Genomic DNA, 21,934 nt, shown 5'->3' with positions numbered 1-21,934 from the left:
GAGGCTAACATCGCGACCTCGATGGACGTGCCGGATCCGGCGGTCAGAAGGCCCCTGTGGTAGTGCCTCCCGTTCCCGAGGCGGGGGTGGTGAAGGTGCTGTTGGCGCCGGGCTGCCACTGATCGGCGGTGTCGGGGAAGTTCGCCTCCTGGCGCTTGACGCACTTCCACTCGACGGGGGTGTTCGGCGGCAGCTTGGCGATCGTGCCGGTCCAGGTCGGGTACGCGGTCGGCGACAGCTTGACCGCGCTCGCCACCGACCAGTCGCCGAGCTGCGGGACGCTGCCCACGGCGTAGACGGACTGGCCCGCGGTGGTGGTGCCGTTGTCGCACCTGAACGTCATCGACGCCGGCGCCTGCCCGAGCGTGAACGCGAACGTCTTGGCCGTCGTGACGCCCGTGCTCGCCGACTTGGCGACGATCAGGTTGCCGCCCGCGTTGTACCAGCCGCTGGTGGCGGCGTCGAAGGCCGCCTTGGTGGCGTGCTGGGTGAGCGCGGTGCCGTTGAGCGTGACGGCGGACGCCTGCGTGCCCGCGACCAGCTCGACCACGTTCGTCCGGCTCGCGGGCGCGCCGGTGTAGGTGCCGCTGGACGCGGCCACCGTGACGGTCGCCGTGCTGCCGCTGAGCTGCTGGCTCAGTTGCGTCGTCCGTACGGCTCCGCTCTGGTAGCCGGTCGTGGTGCCGTCGTCCTCGTACAGGGTGAAGTTGGAGGCGGTCGCGTCGGCGTAGACCCGGGCGACCAGCTCGTTCCTGGTGGTGGCGTCGGTCCGTTTGCCCACCACGTTCATGGTCTTGTCGTCCACGTACATCTTCGGGATGATCGCCCCCGCCCTGGCGAACGCCGGCAGGCGGAACGCGCCGCCGACCCAGAGCGGCCGGTCGGTGAACCATTGGCCGGTGCTGGTGAGCTTCTCGCCCGTGGAGTAGTCGAACCAGGAGCCCGCGGGCAGGTACACGTCCCGCTTGCGTTCGTTCGCGCCCGCGACGACGCCTACGAGCAGGTCGCGGCCGATGAGCTTCTCATGTCCCATCTCGCGGACGTTCGCGTCGTTCTGGTACTGGTACACCAGCGGTGGCACCACCGGCTCGCCGTACAGGTAGGCCCGGTGGGCCAGGGAGTAGTAGTACGGCGCCAGCTCGTACCGCTGCCGGAGGTTGGCCAGGTTGCTGGCCGGGTGGCCGATCGAGTCCGGAGAGGTCTGCGCGCAGTTGCACAGGTTCTCGGTGTGCGGCCTGATCGGCACCTCGAACCAGGCGCCGTCGGCGAACCACTGCGTGTAGAGCTCGTTCAGGTCGGAGTCGAGCATCTCGCGGCGGAAGCCGCCGATGTCGGAGCCGTAGTAGTCGATGCCCGACATCGACATGTGCAACTGCGCGTTCTGCTGCTGGGCGAGCGCGGTCAGCTTGGAGCCGATGTCGGCCGACCACATGGCCACGCCGTAGCGCTGCATCCCGGCGGCGCCCGAGCGGGCCAGGACGAACGGCCGCTTCGTGCTCGAGGAGTAGCCCCTGGCGATGCTCTCGGCCCACTTGAGGTTGTAGAGGTTGTGGTAGTCGGCGTGGGCGTGCTTGCCGGGCAGGACGCCGGACGTCCAGTCGGCGGCGTCGTACATCTCCGGCTCGCCGAGGTCCAGCCAGTGGCCCATGATGCCCTGGTCGATGAGCGGCTGGCGCTTGGTCGTCTGCCAGTAGTCGGCCGCGGCGTCCTGCGTCCAGTCGATCATGCCGCCGCGGCCCCACCAGTCGTTGGTGGTGAGGTAGACGGGTGAGCAGGTCGCGCAGCCGGCCCTGACGAGGTAGCCGCGGGTGGTGAGGTCGGCGTGCTCGGCGAGGTTCTGGCCGACGTACGACTCCTCGATGGTCATCAGGCCGATGCCCTTGGTCGCCTGATAATCGGAAATAGTGGTCGTCGGGTTGGGGAAGTTGGTCGTGTCCCAGGAAAGCGTGCCCATGCGGGTGTTGTCGGATCCGGCCGTCACTCCGCCGAACCAGGGCAGGTCCAGCACGAACCCGTCCACGGGGAACTTCGCGGCCCGCAGCCCGTTCAGCCGGTTGTCGATCTCGGCCCAGTTGTCGTAGCCGAACTCCGACACCCACATGCCGAACGCCTTCTTCGGCGGCACCGGCGGCCGGCCGGTCAGCTCCATGTAGTCCTTGCGCAGGTCGGGCAGGTCCGGTCCGGTCATCGTGTACCACCTGAGCTGGTCGCCCCAGGTGTCGACGGTCCACGGGTCGCCGGTCAGGTTCCACTCCTGCTTGTAGACCTGGTCGAGCAGCAGCCCGTAGTTCAGGTTCGCCGCGCCGACCCCGAACAGCACGGGGATCTGCGCGTTGCCCACGGGCCCGTTGTCGGTGTCGTAGGCCATGGCGTTGCCGTACGTGCCTCCGGGGGTACGACTGCGCCCGACCCAGTCGCCGTCCGAGCTGCCGCCCATGAAGAACTGCTCGCCCAGCCCGTACGCGTTCTGGATCGACCCCTTGGTGATCGTCAGGCCCTTCCACGCCTGGGTCAGGTTGCGCGGGCACGCCTCGTACAACTGCCTGGTCGGATCCGAGACCCGCACGCACAGCGTGCCGGCCGTCACCTCGACCTTCATCGAGGCCGTGGTCAGCGTGTTGCCGCTCTGGCTGAAGGTGGACGGTCCGGTGTAGTCCTTCTTCGCCACCTGTGGCGTGGTGAACAGCGCCGATCCGGTGCCGGGGCTGGTCCCGGAGGCCAGCTCGAAGTGGACGAGGTCGTCGTCGAGGAACTCGACGATCAGGTAGGTCGATCCGCTGGTGAACTGCACCCGCTGGACGGCCGCCTGGGCCTCGCCCGCGACGAGGAAGGTGCCGAGCAGGACCGCGAGCATGACCAGTGCGCGTTTCATGGCCTTGCCACCACCAGGTTGTCGAGGTTGATGCCGCCGGTGTTGGACGCGTCATAGGCGATCTTGACGGTGTGCGCGCCCGCGGTGAGGGTCGTGGTGAGCGAGGCGGTGGCCCAGGTGTCCCAGTTCGCCTGCGCGGGCAGGGTGAGCGTGCCCGCCGAGACGCCGTCGACGTAGACGGTCCTGGTGCTCGCCACCGTGGTCGAGTAGCGGAACTTGAGCTGATGGCTGCCCGCCGCGTCCGCCTTGACCTGGAAGCTCACCGCGTCGCCCGAGCTCGCGAAGCCGTCCGCGAACCCGGTGCCGGTGAACCCGGCGTGGTCGGTGTTGGTCGTCGTGCCGGTGCCCGTGCCGAACTCCGCCTCGTACGCCGCCTTGTCCACGCCGTTGAGCGTGACGGTCCTGCTGGACGTACTGGCGGCCAGCTTGACGTAGGTGAGCTGCTGCACCGGGTCCCACCACCAGCCCTCGGCCGCCGCCTGGAGCGCGGCCAGTGTGGCCCGCGCGGTCGCGCCGGTCACCGAGGTGGGCTTCGTGCTCGCCACCTGCAGCGTGCCGGTCGTGGTGAGGGCGGGCACGGTCACGGTCACCTGGTGCCCGGCCCAGTTCTCGGCCGAGCTGATCGTCCGGTTCGCGTTCGCCGAGTCCTCGAAGTAGGAGTACGACGAGCTGCCCGACGGGTAGATCCGGAAGACCAGGTTCGGATAGCTGGTGACGCTGTTGCCGATCTCACCGCCGAGTTCGTAGTCCGTGTTGAGGTTGAGCGGGATGATCGCGCCTGGTTTGGCGTAGACCGGGATCGTGTCGAGCGCCGTGGCGTAGGACTTGGTGCCGGGGCCGGTGAAGCGGCCGCCGTTCCACACGTCGTACCACTCGCCTGCTGGCAGGTAGACGTTCCTCGACGTCGCGCCCTGCGTGGTGACCGGCGCGACGAGCAGTTGCGAGCCGAACAGGTACTGCTGGTCCTGCGCCGCGGCCGTCGCGTCGCCGGGGAAGGCGAAGCTCATCGCCCGCATCATCGGCGCCCCGGTGGTCGAGGCGGCTTTGGCCTCGGTGTAGAGGTAGGGGATCAGGTTCATCCGGACGTCGGCGAACTTGCGGAAGGTCGGCACGACCGTCGTGTCGCCGCTGCGCGCCTGCACGTTCCACGGCGTGCGGGCCTCGGACGTGCCCGGGTTCGACTTCTCCGAGTGATACTGCATGACCGGCGAGAATGTCGCCTGCGCCGCCGCCCGCAGGTAGAGCTCGGCGCTGGGGAAGTCACCGGTGAAGCCCGCCAGGTCCCAGGCCGTGTACGGCACGCCGGACTGCCCGGCGCTGAGCTGGGCCCTGACCGCCTCCTGGAAGGCTGCGAAGCTGGAGTTCTGGTCACCGGCCCAGAAGATCGAGTTCTGCTGACCGCCGGACGTGGCCGCCCTGCTGAAGATCACGTTGTCCGCGTTCTCGGCCTTGACGTAGTCGCGGTACGCCTTGGTGTAGGCGTTCGGATAGGCGTTGTGCATCACGTCGCCCTTGCGGCCGTCGGCGAACGTGACGCCCCTGCCGAAGATCGCCTCGCTGCCGTCGGTCTTGAAGCCGTCGATGCCGACGTCGTTCATCAGGTAGTCGCGCTTGCTCATCCACCAGCTCGTCGCCGCCGCGCTGGTGAAGTCGGGGACCATGCTGTCGCCGAACCACTGCCCGGTCGGAATCCGATACGGCGCGTTAGACGGATTTTTCGCGACATATCCCTGCGTCTGGGCGTAGCTCTTGTCGTTGAGATGCTGCTGCGGCGCGGCCGGGGGATTGGTGTCGAAGTTCTCTTTGAAGACCGGGATCTGCCAGAGGATCATCTTGATCCCCTTGCCGTGGGCGTTGGCGACCATGGCCCTCGGGTCCTGCCACTCGCCGCCCGCCGGGAACGTCAGGTCGCTGTAGGCGAGTTTCCCGCCGCCGGTAGAAGGCGTGTACGTGGCGCCGTGCCACAGGTAGAACGTGGCCTCGTCGCTCCACTGCTCCAGCACCATCGCCGTGTGCGGGATCCTGTTCGTGCCGACCTTGTCCAGCTCGCTCTCGACCTCGGCCTGGGTGTTCCACTCGTTGGCCGACATCCACACGCCGAACGCCCACTTGGGCGGCAGCTCCGGCCGGCCGCTGACCGCGGTGTAGTCGTCCACGATCTCCGCGGGCGTGCCGGCGAAGAAGTGGTAGTCCAGCGTCGAGTCGAGCGCGCCGCCCGTGTCGGCGGTGAACCCCGCCAGGTCGCTGAGGTGGGTGTTGAGGTTGAAGATGGCGTACCGGGTGCTGGGGAGGTAGACGCCGTAACCGGCGGAGTTCAGGAAGAACGGCACGCTCAGGTAGGTGCGCCGGGTGCTGCCCTGGTCGCGGTACTGGTTGTAGACGTAGTTGTGCACGTCGGTGCCGCGCTGGTCGAGGCGGTCGTAGCGCTCGCCGAATCCCTCGAACCGCTCGCCCGACGGCGACATGAAGTGGTCCTCGATCTTGGTGACCGTGGTGGCGCCGTCGCTGGCCCAGCCGATGTTCCTGAAGGTGGCCGGGTCGTACTGCCGGGTGATCAGCGTCGTCCCGTCGCCCTTGTAGACCGACATGCGGTAGGGCGTTTTCTGGATCTTCAGCACCAGACTCGTGGTGGAGATCGTCAGAGTGCTCGCGGAGTCGGTCACCGTGTAGCCGGTTACGCCGGAAATATTCAGACCCTGCCCGCTGGGGGCGATCTGCGTGCGGAAGCGGTCGAGCGCCGGGAAGGCGAAGCGGATCTTCGGCGTGAAGCTCCCCGCGCTGTCGCCGGTCGTGACATCTACTGACGTGCTGTTGTTCGTGTAGCCGGTCACGTTCGTCACCGTGCTCCACGAGGTGACCGCGAACGCGAACGGGCCCGTGCTCTTCTGCCCGCCCCCGTTCACGTCCGCGTTGACCGTGTAGGAGATCTTGTCACCCCGGGCGAAGGTGCCCAGGTTGATCTTCCAGTAGCTGTTATTACCGCTGTTGTGGTCCCAGGCGGCGCCGATCGGGGTCTGGGCGGTTCCGTTCTTGGTCCAGGTCACCCAGACGGTCTGGCCGGTCTCGATGGGCCAGGTGGTGGCGTTGATCTGGACCGCGTCCCCGGCCATCGGGTCGCGGGGCGCGCGTTCCGTCGGCTCGCTGGAGTAGAGGTCGTCGATTCCGGTCGGGTTGTGGAAGATGCCGTCGAGCGCGTACGCGGGGACGGTCACGAGGGAGGCCAGCAGGGCGATCACCGCGACGATGACGCCCGACCGTAACCGGATCACGGGGGAGCTCCTATCAGGTCGTGAACACGGGGGAGAGGTGTGGCCAGTGCTCCGCCGTACAGAGGACCGGCGGACGGTCGAGCGGCGCGGGCAGCGTGACCTCGCGCCCGCCGCGATGGGTGCGGCCGGTCCAGACGTCGACCCACTCGCCCCGTGGCAGGTAGACCGGCAGTTCCGTGACGCCGGGCGCCGTCACCGGCGCGACCAGCAGCGCGTCGCCCAGCTTGTACTGCAGCGGACGGTCCCAGATGCGCGGGTCGTCCGGGTGGTCGAAGAACAGCCCGCGCATCAGCGGCGCCCCGCCGCCGACCGCCTGGCGGGCCTGCCCCGTCAGGTACGGAACGAGCCGCTCGCGGACCTTGGCCAGCCGCCGGAAGACCGGCAGCACCCGGTCGTCGCCGGTCTGCTCGGCCACGTTCCACGGGGTGCGGTCCCTGACGGGCACGCGGTGGTGGTTGAACTCCGAGTGGTACTGCATGATCGGCATGAACGCCGACGCCCCGGCTGCCCGCAGGTAGAGCTCGGCATCGGGCAGGTCACCGGAGAACCCGGCCAGGTCCCAGCCCCAGTAGACGATCCCGCAGGCCGAGGCGGTGATCCCGGCCCTGATGGACGACTGGAACGCCGCCCAGGTCGAGTCCTCGTCCCCGGCCCAGAACGCGCCGTGCGGCTGCGACCCGGCGAATCCGGCCCTGCTGAACGTCACGGGCGCCTTGCCGTACCGCTCCAGCAGCTCGCCGAAGGCCCGCGCGTAGTGCACGGGGAAGAGGCCGTTGCCGTCGTCGCCCCTGCGCCCGTCGGCGTAACGCAGGTCGTGGCCCCACGCGTGCTCGCCGCCGTCGGTCTTGAACCCGTCCACGCCCACCTCGTCCACCAGGTAGGCCCGCTTGGCCGTCCACCAGTCGCGTACCTCGGGCGACGACAGGTCCGGCATGAGCGCCAGCGGGAACCACCAGCCCCGGTTCCGGTACGGGCGGCCGTCGGCCTCCCTGACGCCGTAGCCGTTCTCGACCAGTTGCCGGGCGTCCACGGCGGCCTGGTGCCGTGGGTGCGGGCGCATCTTCTGCAGCGGGATCTGCCAGAGCAGCACCTTGACGTCCCGCTGGTGCAGCTCGTCCACCATGCCCTTGGGATCCGGCCACGGCCCGTCCGGCGGAAAGGCGTAGTCCGCCAGGCGGTGCGGCTCCTCCGACGGCTCGTACGCGGCACCGCGGAAGGCGGTGAACGTCGTCTCGTCGCTCCACGCCTCGATGACCAGCGCGCCGACCGGGATGTCGTGCTCGCGGTGCCGGTCCATCTCGGCCATCACACGGTCCTGGGTGTTCCACTCGTTGCCGCTGGCCCACAGCCGGAACACCCACGAGGGCAGCTCAGTCGGCCGCCCCACCTCCTCCAGGAAGTCCCGGAGCACATCGGCCGGGGTCTCGCCGTCGTACAGGCGCACCGCGGGCTCGCCGTCCGGCCCCACCTCAGCCTCCACGACCAGCCGGTCCGGCCGGGACGCGCCGACGTCGTACCAGGTCCGCCTGGACGTCTCGACGTGGAACCCCCAGCTCGCCGTCCCGCCGACCACGAGCGCGAACGGCATCGGCAGGTACGTCCTGCCGTGCGCCCCCTGCGCCTTGTACTGCTCGAACACCACCGCGTCCAGCCGCCGTCCGCGCTGGTCCACCGCGTCGAACCGCTCGCCGAACCCCACCACGTGCTCACCGTCGGCCAGCGCCAGCTCGAACCGCACCCGCCGCGCGCCGTCACCGCCGACCAGCCACCGCACGCTCCCCGGCACCACCCGGTCGGCACCGCGCACGACGAGCTTCCCGCCCGTCCGGCCCCACGCCGCCGCCGTCACCTCGAACCACCCGCTGGTACGGCTCGCACCATCGTCCATCGCGGCCCGGAACCGGTAGGCGTAGCGCGGCCCGGCGCGCAGCACGGGCGAGCGCGCCACCCACGACCCGGCGGCGGCCCGCGCGGCCCTGGCCTGCGCCGCGGCCAGATGCCCGCCGTCAACGGTCTCCGCCGCTGCCTCCTCCGCCTCCGCTGTTTCCGCCGCGTCCGGGTCCGGTGCGGCACCCGACCTGGTCAGCGGCAGTTCGACGGGCGCCGTCCCGTCGGCGGCCCACTCGCACACCACCGAGACGACCTTCGCCGAAGCCCGCACCCGCAGCTCCACCACCTCGCCGTCCATCGGCCAGGCCGGTACGCGCTGGTCCTCGGTCGTGGCGTACGGATGCCCGGCCCCGTACGGCCGATGCCGGATCATGCCCGCACCCCCAGCTCGTCGGCGAGAATCAGGTACATCCCGTGCGACCACAGCAGCGGCGTGGCCACGGTGCCCCACCGGTCCAGCCACTCCTGGAGCCGCCCGGGCGCCAGCAGCCGGTCGGACACCTGCTCGGGCAGGTCACCCTCGGCGGTCGCCTGGGCCGCCATCCAGTCCAGATACCGCAGGGCCGCCTCGCGCCGCCCGGCCCGCGCGTGGTTCCAGCCGAGGAACCCGGCCAGCAGCACCCACCGCCCGCCGCCGTAGAAGGTGTCGGCCAGGTACCGGTACACCCCGCCGTCCACGGCGAGTTGCCGCTCCACCTCGGCCACCGTCGCCGCGCCGACCGGATGATCGGCCGCGTAGAGCCCGAACGGCTCGACGCACGCGAGCAGGCTGGCGTCCACGGCGTCACTGCCCAGCCACTTCGTGAGACGCCCGCCGACCAGGCCCTCGGTGGTCACGAGGGCGGCGATGCCGTCCACCGCCTGTCCGGCCGCCGCCGACTCCGGCCCGCTCAGCACGCCCAGCGCGATGGCCGCCCGCAACCCCGCGTGCACCGCCCCCAGCGTCGCCACGTGCCGCTGTTCGACGTGCTCCTCCCACCAGTCGTAACACGGCATGTCCCAGAACGAAGTGAGATACCGGGCTGCCGTCCGCACCCCCTTCTCCACCCCCGGAACCGCCCTGCCCTGCCGGAAGGAGTGCTCCCGCAGCGCCCACAGCCACGTGCCGTACCCGTCGAGCTGGAAGTCCCACCAGTCGACGTCCCCGTCCACACCGTCGAGCGTGAACCGGGTCGGCAGCATCTCGGCCGGCGAGACCGGCTCACCGCGCCCCGCCCGCGAGACGAGCGAGTCGACCTGCCCCGCCCGGTCGCCGATCACCCGGGCGCACCAGGCGTGGAAGGCGTCCGCACCGGCGGCGTCGCCGTGCCTGCTCACCCCTTCGGCGATGAACGCCCCGTCACGCAGCCACGAGTAGCCGCGGTAGGCGGAGAAGGTGGGCGACGCCGGGTAGGCGCCGGTGGGGGACTGAAGCCTCTGGATCACGTCGAGGCTGTGCGACACAAGGGACAACGAACTCTCCTAAGACAGCAGGGCGTCGACGTCGGCGGCGGCGGTCTTGAGCGCCTCCTCCACCGTCTTGCGCCCGGCGGCGGCCTCGGTCAGCTGCTTGGTCACGGCGTCCTGCATCTCCTGCTGGCGCTTGATGACCGGCGGCAGCGCGATCGACTTCAGCGAGTCGAACACCGCCTGGCGGTTGGCGGGCTTGGGGTCCTTGAGGTAGCCGGACAGCACCGCCTGGTCGGCGACCGGCGGCAGCTCCCAGGACGACTCGACGCGGGTGGTCGCCGCGGTGTTCGACGACGACAGGAACCGGGCCCAGGCCCACGCCTCCTTGCCGTGCCTGGTGCCCGAGGAGGCGGCGACGGCGTTGTGGAAGACGGCGCTGGCCTTGGCGGCGTCACCGGGCTCGACGACCACGTCCCAGGTGAAGGTGGCGTCCTTCAGCCCGGCGAACTGCCAGATGCCGTTGTGCCACATGGCGAGCTTGCCGGACTTGAAGAGGTTCGTGTCGTAGTCGGCGGTGCCGCCGATCTCCGCCTCGGTCGGCATCGTCTTGCCCACCTTGGAGACCAGCCACTGCGCCGCCTTGACCCCCGCCTGGCCGTTGAAGGCCGACTTCTTGCCGTCGGCCGACAGGAACTCGCCGCCCGCCTGCTTGAGCGTCTTGTAGAACTCGAAGAACTGCACCGGCTGGAAGTCGCCGAAGACGCCCTTCTTCTTGTCGGTCAGCTTCGCGGCGGCGGCCTGCTCGTCGGCCCAGGTCCAGTCGGCCGTCGGCGGGGCCACTCCGGCCTTGTCGAACAGGTCCTTGTTGTAGAAGAGCACGACCGTGGAGAACGACGCGGGCAGCGCGTACTGCTTGCCGTCGCGCTGGAAGGCGTCGAGCGACTCCTTGGCGTACACCGACGGGTCGCCGTCGCCCTTCACCGTGTCGAGGTCGAGCAGCGAGCCCGCGCTGGCGTAGGTGACGAAGTTCTCGTAGTTGAGCTCGAAGGTGTCGGGCGCGGTGCCGCCCGCGATGCTGGTCTGGAGCTTGGTGAAGTACTCGTCGAAGGGCGCGGTCTCCACGACCACGTCGATCTTCGGGTTCTCCTTCTCGAAGGCTTTCTCGATCTTGTCCAGGTCCTTCACGTGGTCGGGCGCGGCCGAGAAGGTGAAGTACCGCAGCGTCACCTTGCCGCCCTCGCCGGACGGGGCCTTCGTCGCCGAGCCCTGGGAGCAGGCGGTGGCGAGCAGCGCGGCGGCCGCCAGGGAAGCGGCGACCCTGATTCTCTGTGACATGGGGGGTTCCTTTACTTGAGCCCGCTCTGCGCGACGCTGGCGATGACGTGCTTCTGCGCGAAGACGTACAGGATGAGGATCGGCACCACGCTGATCACCGAGCCCGCCATGACCACGTCCCACTCGGTGGTGAACTGGCCGTGCAGCGTGGCCAGGCCCAGCGGCAGCGTCATGAACTCGGGCGACTTGATGATGATCAGCGGCCAGAGGTAGCTGTTCCAGCTGGCCATGAAGCCGAAGATGGCGAACGTCGCCAGCGCCGGCCTGATCAGCGGCAGCACCACGTAGAGAAAAATGCGGAAATGTCCGGCGCCGTCCAGCACGGCCGCCTCGTCGAACTCCCTCGGCACCTGGTTGATGGCCTGCCGCAGCAGGAACACCCCGAACGCCGACGCGATGGTCGGCGCCAGCAGCGCGAAGTACGTGTCGACCAGGTTGAACGTCCGCATCTCGATGAACAGCGGCACGACCAGCACGGGCAGCGGCATCATCAGCGTCGCCAGATAGACGGAGAACAGCGCCCCCCGGCCCGGGAACGGCAGCCTGGCGAACGCGTAGGCGGCCATCGCGCTGGTGACCAGCTGCAGCGTGGTGGAGGCCGCCCCGATCCAGGCGCTGTTCGCCACGATCCGCCAGAAGGGCAGCGTGTCGAGCAGCTTGCCGTACGCGTCGAGGCTCGCGCCGTCCGGCGTGAAGTCCGGCGGCACGGCCAGCACCGCGTCGCTCGGCGTGATCGACGTGATCACCGCCCAGGCGAACGGGAACAGCATGACCACCGCGCCGAGGCCCACCAGCAGGTAGCGGATCGCCTTACCCATAGGTCACCCACCGCCTCTGCCCCCGGATCTGCACGATCGTCACGAGCAGCACCAGGGCGAACAGCAGCCACGACAGCGCCGAGGCCGCGCCCGCCCGGCCGTACCTGAAGGTGAGGTCGTAGATCTGCGACACGACGACCTGCGTCGCGCCGCCGGGCCCGCCACCCGTCATGATCTTCACCTGGTCGAAGACCTGGAAGCCGTTGATCAGCGAGATCACCACCACGAAGAACGACGACGGCGACAGCAGCGGCAGCGTGATGTGCCTGAACCGGCGGAAGGCCGTCGCCCCGTCGACCATGGCGGCCTCCTGGAACTCCTTCGGGATCGCCTGCAGCCCCGCCAGCAGGATGATCATCACGAAGCCCAGGTCCTTCCAGGCCGAGGCGAAGATGATCGACGGCATCGCCCAGTCGGGATCGGTCCACCAGCCGGGCCCGCTGACGCCGAACAGCCCCAGCGCCCAGTTGACCACCCCGCTGGCCGGGTTGAGCAGCCACTTCCACATCAGCGCCACGACGACCCAGCTGGTGATGACGGGCAGGAAGTAGACGCCGCGCAGCAGCCCGCGCCCCGGCATCGCCCGGTTCAGCAGCAGCGCCAGCCCGAGCCCGCCCAGGTAGACGAGCGGCAGGTAACCGGCGATGAAGTACAGCGTGTGCAGGAACGCGGCCCTGGTCCCGGCGTCGCCGAGCAGTTCGAGGTAGTTGCCGAGGCCGACCCAGCGCATCTCGGTGATGAGGTCCCATTCGTGGAGGCTCGTCCAGAACGAGGCGACCATCGGGATCAGCGTGTACAGGGTCAGCGGGATCAGGCTGGGCAGCAGGAACACGGCCACGGTCCCGGCGTACCGCCACCGTCGCCGCGGCGCGGTCCTGGCGTCCGTACGGCGGGCGGGGCCGGAGTCCGTGCGGTCGGCCGTCATGGCGTCCGTGCGGCCGGCGGTCATGGCGTCGTCCCGATCAGGCGGGCCCGCACCAGGCGGCCCTGCTCCCCGGCGGCCCCGGCGGCGTCGAAGGGGGTGGCCAGCACGAGGGCCGCCGCGCCCTGGGCCCAACTGGTGTCGTCCCAGCTCTCCACCTCGATCGAGATGTCCCGCCGCCCCGGGTACAACTGCGCCCTGACGGCCGGATCGAACCCGGCCCGCCAGAGCGGCCAGTCGGCCGTACCCTCGCCGAGCACCACCACGACCTCGGGATCGACCACGTTGATCAGCCCCGCCGCGGCCCGCCCGAGCACGGCCCCCGCCTCGGCGAACACCTCCCGAGCCACCTGCTCGCTCGCCGTCCCGGACCTGGCACGCATCGCGGCCAGCAGGCCCGCCGAGCCGACGTACGCCTCCAGGCACCCGCGCGCCCCGCACCCGCACAAAGGCCCCGCCGGATCGACGGGCACATGCCCGAACTCCCCGGCCCCGCCCCTGGCGCCCCGGTACACCCGCCCGTCGGCCACGATCGCCGCGCCGACGCCGCGCCCGATGGTCAGCACCAGGAAGTCCCGATGGGTCCGCCCTCTGCCGTACAGCCGCTCGGCCGCCGCCAGGGCGTTGACGTCGTTCTCCACCAGCACGGGCAGCTTGAGCCGCCGCCGCAGCCGCTCGCCCACCGGCATGGCCTGCCACCCCAGGGTCGGCGCGTTGACCGTGCCGACCGCCTGGTCCTCCACGCTGCCGGGCACCCCGACCCCGATCCCGAGCAGTGGCGGCACCTGTCCGTCGCCGGTCGAGATGGACGTACGCGCCGTCAGCCCGTGCCCGGTGCCCGAGACCACCGACTCGACGGCGTCGGCCAGCCGGTCCAGCGCCTCGGGGGAGGACGGGTCGAACGCGCACTCCCAGGCCCCGAGCACCTCGCCGTCGAGCCGTACGTCGACCAGCACCAGATGGTCGGCCGTCACCTTGATGCCGAGCGCCCGGCCCGCGCTGCCCACCAGCCCGAGCCGCTGGGCGGGCCGCCCGCCGCGCGACGGCTTGAGGTCGAGCTCCTCGAGCATGCCGTAGCCCATGAGCTCGCGGGTGAGCTGCGTGACGCTCGCCGGGCTCAGATCCAGCTCGCGCGCTATCTCGGTGCGGCTCAGCGGCCCGACGGTGCCGAGCAGCGCGAGGATCGCCGTCCTGGTGAGATCACCGCGATCAGTACCTGCCATGTGATGAGAGCGACTTTCTTTAGAAATAAAGTTAGTGGTGAAAATATGGAGCCGTGGCGGGCCGCTGTCAAGAGTCCGGGAACGAGAAAGGGGGCCTCCGTCACCGGAGGCCCCCTTCTCAAGAGCTACGCGCTAGGACGCGTCCTTCGCGCGGTTGCGCAGCGCGCGGCTGACGCCGTCGGCGCCCTCCAGGATCATCCGGCGCAGCGCCTGCGGCGGCTGCTCCTTGGCCAGGTAGTCCTCCGCCGCCCGCACGGTCTCGGGCTCGATGAGCAGCGAGGGGAAGCAGCCGACCGTGAACGTCTGCGCCTGGTCGAACGTCCACTCCCGGTAGATCCGGCCGATCTCCGCGAAATACTTCTCCCGGTACGGCGCCAGCAGCTCCGGGTGATGCGGATCCTGGAAGCCGCTGACCGTCGTACGGGCGATGTGGTTGGCCAGCTTGCCCCCCACGATCGCGGCCCACGCGGCGGCCTTGCCCTCGGCCGTCGGGATGGCCGCCCGGCACAGCGCGGCGGACCGCTCGCCGGTGGCGGTGGCGTCGCGCGCCAGCTCGGCGTCGATGTCGGCACCGCTCAGCTTGCCGCCGACGACCAGCGCGTGGATGAGCGTCCAGCGCAGGTCGGTGTCGACGGTCAGCCCCTCGGGCACGGCCGAGCCGTCGAGGATGCCCGAGATTATCGCCAGGTCGGCGTCGGACGTGGCCGTGGGCGCGAACGCCTGCAGGAAGGCGAGCTGAGGGTCGGAGCCCGGCGTCGCCGTGGCGAGCAGCGACCGCAGCTCGGTGGCCAGCAGCGACAGGCCCTCGGCCCGCCACGCCGGGTCGGCGTACTGCTGCACGGCCATCCGCGCCTGCCGGAGTACGGTCTGGAGGACCGTGATGTCCTTGACCGTGCCGATGCCCGAGATGACCAGCTTGACGTAGTCACGGGTGGACATCTCGCCGTCGCGGGTCATGTCCCACGCGGCCGACCAGCACAGGGCCCGGGGCAGCGACTCGGTGAAGGCGGCGATGCCGCCGTCGACCAGCGTCCGCAGCGACCGCTCGTCCAGGCGGATCTTGGCGTAGGTCAGGTCGTCGTCGTTGACCAGGACCAGGTCGGGCTGCTCTTCCCCGACCAGCTCCGCGACGCTCGTCTTGGCGCCCACCACGTCCAGCTCGACCCGCTTGGTCCGCGTCAGCACGCCGTCGGCCAGCGAGTACAGGCCGACCGCGACGCGGTGCGAGCGCAGCGTCGGGTAGTCGGCGGGCGCCTCCTGCAGCACCTCGAAGGTCTCGAAGCGGCCGTCGGCGACCGTGAACGACGGGCGCAGCGTGTTGACCCAGGAGGTCTCCAGCCACTCCTTCGACCACGACGACAGGTCGCGACCCGAGGTCCGCTCCAGCGCGCCGAGCAGGTCCTTCAGCTCGGTGTTGCCCCAGGCGTGCTCGCCGAAGTAGTCGCGCACCCCGGCCAGGAAGTTGTCCAGCCCGACGTAGGCGACGAGCTGCTTGAGCACCGAGGCGCCCTTGGCGTACGTGATGCCGTCGAAGTTGACCTCGACCGCCTGCATGTCGGGGATGTCCGCGGCGATCGGGTGCGTGGACGGAAGCTGGTCCTGGCGGTAGGCCCAGGACTTCTCCACGTTCGCGAACGTCGTCCAGGCGCCCTTGCCCCACCGGGTCGCCTCGGACTGGGCGAGCACCGACATGTAGGTGGCGAACGACTCGTTCAGCCACAGGTCGTCCCACCAGCGCATGGTCACGAGGTCGCCGAACCACATGTGCGCCATCTCGTGCAGGATCGTCTCCGCGCGCCGCTCGACGACGGCGTCGGTGACCCTGGACCGGAAGATGTAGTCCTCCAGGAACGTGACGCAGCCCGCGTTCTCCATCGCGCCGGCGTTGAACTCGGGCACGAAGAGCTGGTCGTACTTGCCGAACGGGTAGCGGACGCCGAACACCTGGTGGAAGAAGTCGAAGCCCTGCCGGGTGACCTCCAGGATGTTGTCGGAGTCCAGGTGCTCGGCGAGCGAGGCGCGGCAGTAGATGCCCAGCGGGATGCCGTCGTGCTCGGAGCTCACCTTGTGGTACGGCCCGGCCACCAGCGCCGTGATGTAGGTCGACATGACCGGCGTGGCCGGGAACAGCCAGCGCTTGGCCGCCGGCACCGCGCCGTGCTTGCCGACCTGCTCGGGCAGCCGCTCGGTCGAGGTGACCGCCGCGTTGGAGACGACCTCCCAGTCGGCCGGGGCCAGCACGGTGAGCTGGAAGGTGGCCTTGAGGTCGGGCTGGTCGAAACAGGCGTACATGCGGTGCGCGTCGGCCGTCTCGAACTGGCTGTGGAGATAGATCTTCTGGTCCACCGGGTCGACGAAGCGGTGCAGTCCCTCGCCGCTGCGCATGTAGACGCAGTCGGCGTCGACGCGCAGCTCGTTCGACTCGGCCAGGGAGGGGAGCGGAAAGCGCCCCTTGTCGGCGTCGTAGGCGGAGACGTCGAGGTCGTCACCGTTGAGCGTGACCTTGCGGACGTGCGCGCCGTGGAGATCGATGAACGTGGCCGACCCCGGTTGGGTGCTGCTGAACCGGACGGTCGTGACACTCTCGAAGCGCTCGTCTCCCTCGGTCAGGTCGAGTGCGACCTCATACGACTCGACCTTCAACAGCCGGGCGCGCTCGCGAGCCTCGTCCCGGGTCAGGTTGCCTGCCAAGTTCCACTCCTTTTCGCCACTTCGTCATATTTTGTCGGTATCCTGCCACGCAAGGAATAGGACATCGATACCCCAGGTTATGGCCCTCGTGACAGACACGACCCCCGTAGAGCTTTGGTTCGATCCTTTCTGCCCATTTGCCTGGGTGACGTCACGATGGCTACTCGAAGTCGAGAAGGTCCGTCCGATTGATCCTCGCTGGCGAATTATGAGCCTGTACGTTCTCAACGAGGACAAGGACGTCTCCGACGACTACCGCGTGTCGAGCGCCAAGGGCCAGCAGCTCATCCGCGTCATCGCGGCCGCCGCCGACCGGCACGGCGAGGAGTACATCGGCCGCCTCTACACCGAGTTCGGCACCCGCCTGCACAACGACGGCCGCGACCGTGAGCTCGGCACCCTGCTCGCCATCGCCGAGGAGTCGCTCGAGGCCGTGGGCCTCGACAAGGCTCTCGCCGCCGAGGCCATGGACTCGACGGAGTACGACGAGGCCATCCGCAAGTCGCACAACGAGGGCATCACCCTGGTCGGCCAGGAGGTCGGCACACCCGTCATCCGCGTCGGCGCCAACGCCTTCTTCGGGCCGGTGGTCACCACCATCCCGCGGGGCGAGGACGCGGGCCGGCTCTGGGACGGCGTGCTGCTGGTCACCGAGTTCGACGACTTCTTCGAGCTCAAGCGCTCGCGCACCCGGCGACCGAGCTTCGACTGACTTTCAGCTCGTAGTGGCTGAAATATAGCGGCGCAATCCGCATCCATCCTTGGCGCCCAGCCGTACCCTCCTTTGGAGGAGCCGCACGAGGCGCCACGCCCTCGCTTTGCGACGGCGGGCGCGCAAGGATGGGGGCTATGCGTCAGCTGTACATCGGCGGTGCCTGGACCGCTTCGGTCTCCGGCGAGCCCATCGAGGTCGTCAACCCGGCCACGGAGCAGATCATCGACCGGGTGCCGGCCGGCGCCCCCGAGGACGTGGAGGCGGCCGTGCGCGCCGCGCGCGGCGCCTTCCCCTCCTGGTCGGCCACGCCCGCCGCCGAGCGCGGCAAGCTGCTGGCCGCCGTCGCCGAGCTGCTGACCGAGCGGGCCGGCGACATCGCCAAGACCATCGCGACCGACATGGGCTCACCCCTGGGCTTCGCGCTCAAGGTGCAGACGCTGATGCCCGCGGGCGTGCTGGCCGCCTACGCCCGGCTGGCCGAGAGCCATCCGCGCGAGTCGCGCGTCGGCAACTCGCTGGTGGTCAAGGAGCCGGTGGGCGTGGTCGCCGCGATCACCCCGTGGAACTACCCGCTGCACCAGATCATCTGCAAGGTCGCCCCGGCCCTGGCCGCCGGCTGTACGGTCGTGCTCAAGCCGTCCGAGGTGGCGCCGCTGGCGGCGTACGCGCTGACCGAGATCTTCCACGAGGTGGGCCTGCCCGCCGGTGTGTTCAACCTGGTCAGCGGGCGCGGCCCGGTGGTGGGCGAGGCCATGGCCACGCACCCGGAGGTCGACATGATCTCCTTCACCGGCTCCTCGGCCGCCGGTCGCCGGGTGGCGTCGCTGGCGGCCGAGTCGGTCAAGCGGGTGGCGCTGGAGCTCGGCGGCAAGTCCGCCAACCTGATCCTGCCCGACGCCGACCTGGGCGCCGCCGTCAAGGTCGGCATCGCCAACTGCTTCATCAACGCCGGCCAGACCTGCTCGGCGTGGACCCGCATGATCGTCCACCGCGACCAGTACGACGACGCGGTCCACCTGGCCGTCGACACGGCGCGCCGCTACACCGTGGGCGACCCGTTCGACGAGGCCACCCGGATCGGCCCGCTCGTCTCCGCGGCCCAGCGCGACCGCGTGGTCCGCTACATCAACCGCGGTGAGGAAGAGGGCGCCAGGCTGGTGACCGGCGGCACCGAACCTCCGCACGCGCGCGGCTTCTACGTCGAGCCGACCGTCTTCGCCGCGGTCGAGCCGGGCATGACGATCGAGCAGGAGGAGATCTTCGGCCCGGTCCTGTCGATCATCCCGTACACCAGCGAGGACCAAGCGGTACGCATCGCCAACGACACCCCCTACGGCCTGGCCGGCGCGGTGTGGGCGGGCACCCAGGAACACGCGGTCGCGGTGGCCCGCAGGCTGCGCACCGGGCAGGTGGCGATCAACGGCGGCGCCTTCAACCCGCTCGCCCCGTTCGGCGGCTACAAGCAGTCGGGCATCGGCCGCGAACTGGGCGAGCACGGGCTGGAGGAGTTTCTGGAGATCAAGGCAATGCAGCTTTAGAGCAGCATTCCGCCGGTCGCCAGCAGATTCTGACCCGTGATCCACCGTCCGTCGGGCCCGGCCAGGAACGCGACCACGGCCGCGATGTCGTCGGGCTGCCCCAGCCGCTGCAACGCGGTGAGCGCGGGCAATCCCTGAAGCGCCTCGGGCGGGTTGCTGTCGCGCAGCATGTCGGTGTCGGTCGCGCCGGGGGAGACGATGTTGGCCGTGATGCCGCGCCCGCCCAGCTCGCGCGCCGCGACCTTGGTGAACTGCTCGACGGCCGCCTTGCTCGCCGCGTAGAGGGAGATCCCCGGGCCGGGCACGCGGGTGTTGAGCGTCGAGAGGGTGATGATCCGCCCCCCGTCGCGCATCACCCGCCCCGCCCACTGGATGGCCAGGAACGTCGAGCGCGCGTTGACCGCGAACAGCCGCTCGTAGGTCTCGTCCGTGATATCGGCGATGAGCCCCTTGCCGGTCTGCGCCGCGTTGCCGACCAGGATATCCAGCCCGGGCAACCGCTCCTCCGCCTCGGCGAACAGCCGGTCCAGATCGGCTCTGTCCCCCTGGTCGGCCTGTACGGCATGCGCTCCGGTCGCCGCGGCCACCTGCTTGGCCGCCTCGGAGTCGCTGCGATAGGTGAAGATCACATCGGCCCCGTCACCGGCCAGCCGTTCGACGATGGCCCGGCCGATGCCCCGGGAGCCACCTGTCACCAGTGCGCCCTTGCCCGAAAAATCGCTCATGCCGTCAACCTACGTCCTGAGCATGATCTTGCGGGACTCCGTCTTCGGCAGCCGGTCGACGTACAGCTTCCCGTCGAGGTGCTCGCTCTCGTGCTGGAAGCAGCGGGCCAGCGAGCCACGCGCCTTGACCCGCTGCGGGCGGCCGAGCCGGTCGAATCCCTCGACGGTCACGCCCGAGGCCCGCGCCACCGGGGCGTAGATCGGCGTGCCCGTCTGCTGGTCGGGCACCGACAGGCAGCCCTCCTCGTCCAGCGCCTCTTCCGGATCGTCCACGGTCAGGATGGGATTGACCATGTGCCCTTTGCGTCCGCTGATGTCATAGACGAACAGCCGCCGCGACACCCCGATCTGCGGTCCGGCCAGGCCGACGCCGTCCACCGCGTACATCGCCTGGAACATCTCGTCGATGAGGCGGCGCAGCTCGCGGTCGAAGCCTTCGACGGGCTCGGCGGGCGTGCGCAGCACAGGATCGCCGACGACGCGGATCTCGCGCATGATGGTCTGCTCCCGTAAGGACTGGATAACCGATGAGTCCTTACTCTAGCCAGCCGACGCTCTGGTGCGAGGGACGCGGGCGGCGCTGTGGAAGACTGGTCGCGTGCGTGTCTACATCGGTGCCGACCATGCCGGCTATGAGCTCAAGAACCATCTCGTGTCCTGGCTCAAGGACCACGGCCACGACGTGACCGACTGCGGTCCGTTCGTCTATGACGCCGAGGACGACTATCCGGCGTTCTGCCTGCGGGCCGCCGAGGGCGTCGCCGGCGATCCCGGCAGCCTGGGCATCGTCATCGGGGGGTCGGGCAACGGCGAGCAGATGGCCGCCAACAAGGTGCGGGGCATCCGGGCCGCCCTGGCCTGGAGCGAGGAGACGGCCAGGCTCGCCCGCGAGCACAACAACGCCAACGTGGTCTCCCTCGGCGCGCGCATGCACTCCGCCGACGAGGCGACGGGCTTCGTGGAGACCTTCCTCGCCACGCAGTTCTCCGGCTCGGAGCGGCACGCCCGCCGCATCGCGCAGGTGACCACCTACGAGACGATCGGCCAGTTGCCCTCTCTGCCCTAAGCCCTCCGCCTGGGTTCGCGCTTGGGCATCTCGTCACGCAGGGGCCGCCGATCGGCGGCCTCCTGCTGCTCCTTGGAGGGCTGCGACACGTCGCGGGCCCGCATTGCGGTGATCGCGGTGATCTGCAAGCTCTGCAGTGCCATGCTCGCGAGCCTACGTCAGAGGGGCCGACGTCAGAAGGACAGTCCCGTCCATGGCTTGGGGCTCCACGCCATGGCCGCGTCGAGCCTGCGCACCGAGCCCGCCGAGTGCTCGCGCAGCAGCCCCGCGTCGAGCTGCGCGGCGAGCAGGCCGTCGCCCATGTACGCCGAGCCGAGCGAGGAGACGCGCAGCGACATGTCGGGCTCGTCCTCCACCGGCTCGCACTCGGCGCCGGAGGTGTCGGCGCTGAGCCGCCAGCGGCGGGCGTTCCACGGGCACACGTCGTCCTCGACCTCGATCACCACGTCGACGGCCGACGAGTACGCCCGCGAGGTCAGCGCCTTGTCCACCTCCACGAGGCGTACCCACAGCTCGTCCGCGCAGCTCGCCCGGAGCTGCCGCGGGTCGGCGAGCAGCGCGATGAGCGCGTCGTCCACCGGCCGGCCGCCCTCCACCCGGGAGACCAGATCGCGATCGAGCACGCTGCGCCACAGCAGCGCGCGGGCGGCGGGGTCGGCCGCCTCCAGTTCCTGCAGCTTCAGCAGCCCGTTGGGCACGCCGTCGTCGTCCCAGTTCGCCTTGATCCTGAACAGCGCGTACCCGCGCACGCCCCGGTCATCCTCGGCGATCACCGAACGGAGCGTCCCGTTGCCGTGCCGGTCGAACTCCTCGTCGGCCAGTACGGCGCTCCAGAACTGCTCGTTACGGAGATAACGCCCAGGGCGCGTAGGCACGACGGAGGCGAACAGCCGCTCGAACTCGGCTCGGGCCTCGGCCGGCTTGGCCACCCTGATGCGTAGTGACGGGTCCGTGGGGGCGTTCGCGACGAAGGCCGAGCCGTGCTTGGAGACGCTGAACCCCATCTCGCTCGAGGCTCTGCCGTACCCGAACCTGCCGTAGATGACGGACTCGGAGGCGTACAGGGCGGCGACGGACTCGCCGCGCTCGCGTACGTCGGACAGCTGCCTGCGCATCAGGCCCGACAGCACGCCGCGACGGCGATGGGAGGGGAGCACACTGACGGCTGTCACGCCCGCGACCGGGATCTGCGCGCCGGGGACCGTCATGGTGAAGGAGAAGACGGCGGTGACCCCCGCCATGACATCGCCGTCGAACGCGGCGAGCGTCCGATCGAACTCGGTCTGCGCCTTGAATCGTTCTGACTCCTGGGGATGCGGCGTCCAGCCGAACCCTTCGGAGAGCACATCGGCGAACGCCGGCCACTCGGCCTCGTCCACCGGACGGATCGGATACGTCATCCGTCCAAGGTAGGAGCGGGCAAAGGGGGAGGGCCACCCAATATACGTCCTTACTGATCAAGGCCTTGGTCAAGTGGGCTG

The 21,934-nt window shown here is 69.9% G+C and carries 16 protein-coding genes; 3 read left to right on the top strand and 13 right to left on the bottom strand.

What is annotated here, in order from left to right:
• Nucleotides 1-43 precede the first annotated feature (43 nt).
• The 9 genes from AB0F17_RS32050 to pepN all read right to left on the bottom strand — a co-directional run bounded on the left by AB0F17_RS32050 (nucleotide 44) and on the right by pepN (nucleotide 16,409).
• Nucleotides 44-2,872: a TIM-barrel domain-containing protein gene (locus AB0F17_RS32050; RefSeq protein WP_358030537.1), complete on the bottom strand. Its 2,829-nt coding sequence runs from the start codon at nucleotides 2,870-2,872 to the stop codon at nucleotides 44-46.
• Nucleotides 2,869-6,141 carry a TIM-barrel domain-containing protein gene (locus AB0F17_RS32045; RefSeq protein WP_358030534.1) on the bottom strand — a complete coding sequence of 1,091 codons (3,273 nt, stop codon included), beginning with the start codon at nucleotides 6,139-6,141 and terminating at the stop codon, nucleotides 2,869-2,871. Before AB0F17_RS32045 ends, AB0F17_RS32050 begins: the two co-directional genes overlap by 4 nt.
• 13 nt (nucleotides 6,142-6,154) lie before the next feature.
• A complete protein-coding gene (locus AB0F17_RS32040) occupies nucleotides 6,155-8,404 on the bottom strand; it encodes a TIM-barrel domain-containing protein (RefSeq protein WP_358030532.1) in 2,250 nt (749 codons plus the stop codon).
• Nucleotides 8,401-9,474 (bottom strand): glycoside hydrolase family 15 protein, encoded by a 1,074-nt coding sequence (locus AB0F17_RS32035; protein ID WP_358030991.1) that lies wholly within the window; start codon nucleotides 9,472-9,474, stop codon nucleotides 8,401-8,403. Before AB0F17_RS32035 ends, AB0F17_RS32040 begins: the two co-directional genes overlap by 4 nt.
• An 18-nt stretch (nucleotides 9,475-9,492) precedes the next feature.
• A complete protein-coding gene (locus tag AB0F17_RS32030) occupies nucleotides 9,493-10,755 on the bottom strand; it encodes a sugar ABC transporter substrate-binding protein (protein ID WP_358030529.1) in 1,263 nt (420 codons plus the stop codon).
• 11 nt (nucleotides 10,756-10,766) lie between these two features.
• Nucleotides 10,767-11,573 carry a carbohydrate ABC transporter permease gene (locus AB0F17_RS32025; RefSeq protein WP_358030526.1) on the bottom strand — a complete coding sequence of 269 codons (807 nt, stop codon included), beginning with the start codon at nucleotides 11,571-11,573 and terminating at the stop codon, nucleotides 10,767-10,769.
• Nucleotides 11,566-12,522: a sugar ABC transporter permease gene (locus AB0F17_RS32020; RefSeq protein WP_358030523.1), complete on the bottom strand. Its 957-nt coding sequence runs from the start codon at nucleotides 12,520-12,522 to the stop codon at nucleotides 11,566-11,568. Before AB0F17_RS32020 ends, AB0F17_RS32025 begins: the two co-directional genes overlap by 8 nt.
• Nucleotides 12,519-13,718 (bottom strand): ROK family transcriptional regulator, encoded by a 1,200-nt coding sequence (locus AB0F17_RS32015; RefSeq protein ID WP_358030520.1) that lies wholly within the window; start codon nucleotides 13,716-13,718, stop codon nucleotides 12,519-12,521. The genes AB0F17_RS32020 and AB0F17_RS32015 overlap by 4 nt, the downstream gene beginning before the upstream one ends.
• Nucleotides 13,719-13,850: 132 nt before the next feature.
• A complete protein-coding gene (gene pepN, locus AB0F17_RS32010) occupies nucleotides 13,851-16,409 on the bottom strand; it encodes an aminopeptidase N (protein ID WP_358030517.1) in 2,559 nt (852 codons plus the stop codon).
• Between the two features lie 208 nt (nucleotides 16,410-16,617).
• On the opposite strand from pepN, the gene AB0F17_RS32005 reads away from it, so the two are divergent.
• The gene (locus tag AB0F17_RS32005; RefSeq protein ID WP_358030514.1) at nucleotides 16,618-17,121 is read left to right on the top strand and encodes a disulfide bond formation protein DsbA; all 504 of its coding nucleotides are present in this window, start codon (nucleotides 16,618-16,620) and stop codon (nucleotides 17,119-17,121) included.
• Between the two features lie 137 nt (nucleotides 17,122-17,258).
• Nucleotides 17,259-18,662 carry an aldehyde dehydrogenase family protein gene (locus AB0F17_RS32000; protein ID WP_358030512.1) on the top strand — a complete coding sequence of 468 codons (1,404 nt, stop codon included), beginning with the start codon at nucleotides 17,259-17,261 and terminating at the stop codon, nucleotides 18,660-18,662.
• Here the strand turns inward: AB0F17_RS32000 and AB0F17_RS31995 are convergent.
• Together AB0F17_RS31995 and def are read right to left on the bottom strand one after the other, a co-directional pair.
• Complete coding sequence (locus AB0F17_RS31995) at nucleotides 18,659-19,387, bottom strand: SDR family oxidoreductase (RefSeq protein WP_358030510.1); 729 nt, start codon at nucleotides 19,385-19,387, stop codon at nucleotides 18,659-18,661. The genes AB0F17_RS32000 and AB0F17_RS31995 overlap by 4 nt on opposite strands.
• 9 nt (nucleotides 19,388-19,396) lie before the next feature.
• Nucleotides 19,397-19,882, bottom strand: coding sequence for a peptide deformylase (gene def, locus AB0F17_RS31990; RefSeq protein WP_358030508.1), 486 nt, complete (start codon nucleotides 19,880-19,882; stop codon nucleotides 19,397-19,399).
• Nucleotides 19,883-19,985: 103 nt separating this feature from the next.
• On the opposite strand from def, the gene AB0F17_RS31985 reads away from it, so the two are divergent.
• Nucleotides 19,986-20,453, top strand: coding sequence for a ribose-5-phosphate isomerase (locus tag AB0F17_RS31985; RefSeq protein ID WP_358030506.1), 468 nt, complete (start codon nucleotides 19,986-19,988; stop codon nucleotides 20,451-20,453).
• On the opposite strand, the gene AB0F17_RS31980 is transcribed toward AB0F17_RS31985, so the two are convergent.
• Both AB0F17_RS31980 and AB0F17_RS31975 read right to left on the bottom strand, forming a co-directional pair.
• Nucleotides 20,450-20,596, bottom strand: coding sequence for a hypothetical protein (locus AB0F17_RS31980; RefSeq protein WP_358030503.1), 147 nt, complete (start codon nucleotides 20,594-20,596; stop codon nucleotides 20,450-20,452). The genes AB0F17_RS31985 and AB0F17_RS31980 overlap by 4 nt on opposite strands.
• Nucleotides 20,597-20,626: 30 nt before the next feature.
• Nucleotides 20,627-21,853 carry a GNAT family N-acetyltransferase gene (locus tag AB0F17_RS31975; RefSeq protein ID WP_358030501.1) on the bottom strand — a complete coding sequence of 409 codons (1,227 nt, stop codon included), beginning with the start codon at nucleotides 21,851-21,853 and terminating at the stop codon, nucleotides 20,627-20,629.
• Between the last annotated feature and the right edge of the window lie 81 nt (nucleotides 21,854-21,934).

This window comes from Nonomuraea sp. NPDC026600 (assembly GCF_040638335.1).
Classification (GTDB): Bacteria; Actinomycetota; Actinomycetes; order Streptosporangiales; family Streptosporangiaceae; genus Nonomuraea.
The sequence above is the reverse complement of the archived record's forward strand: the minus strand, read 5'-3'. Positions and strand labels throughout refer to the sequence as shown.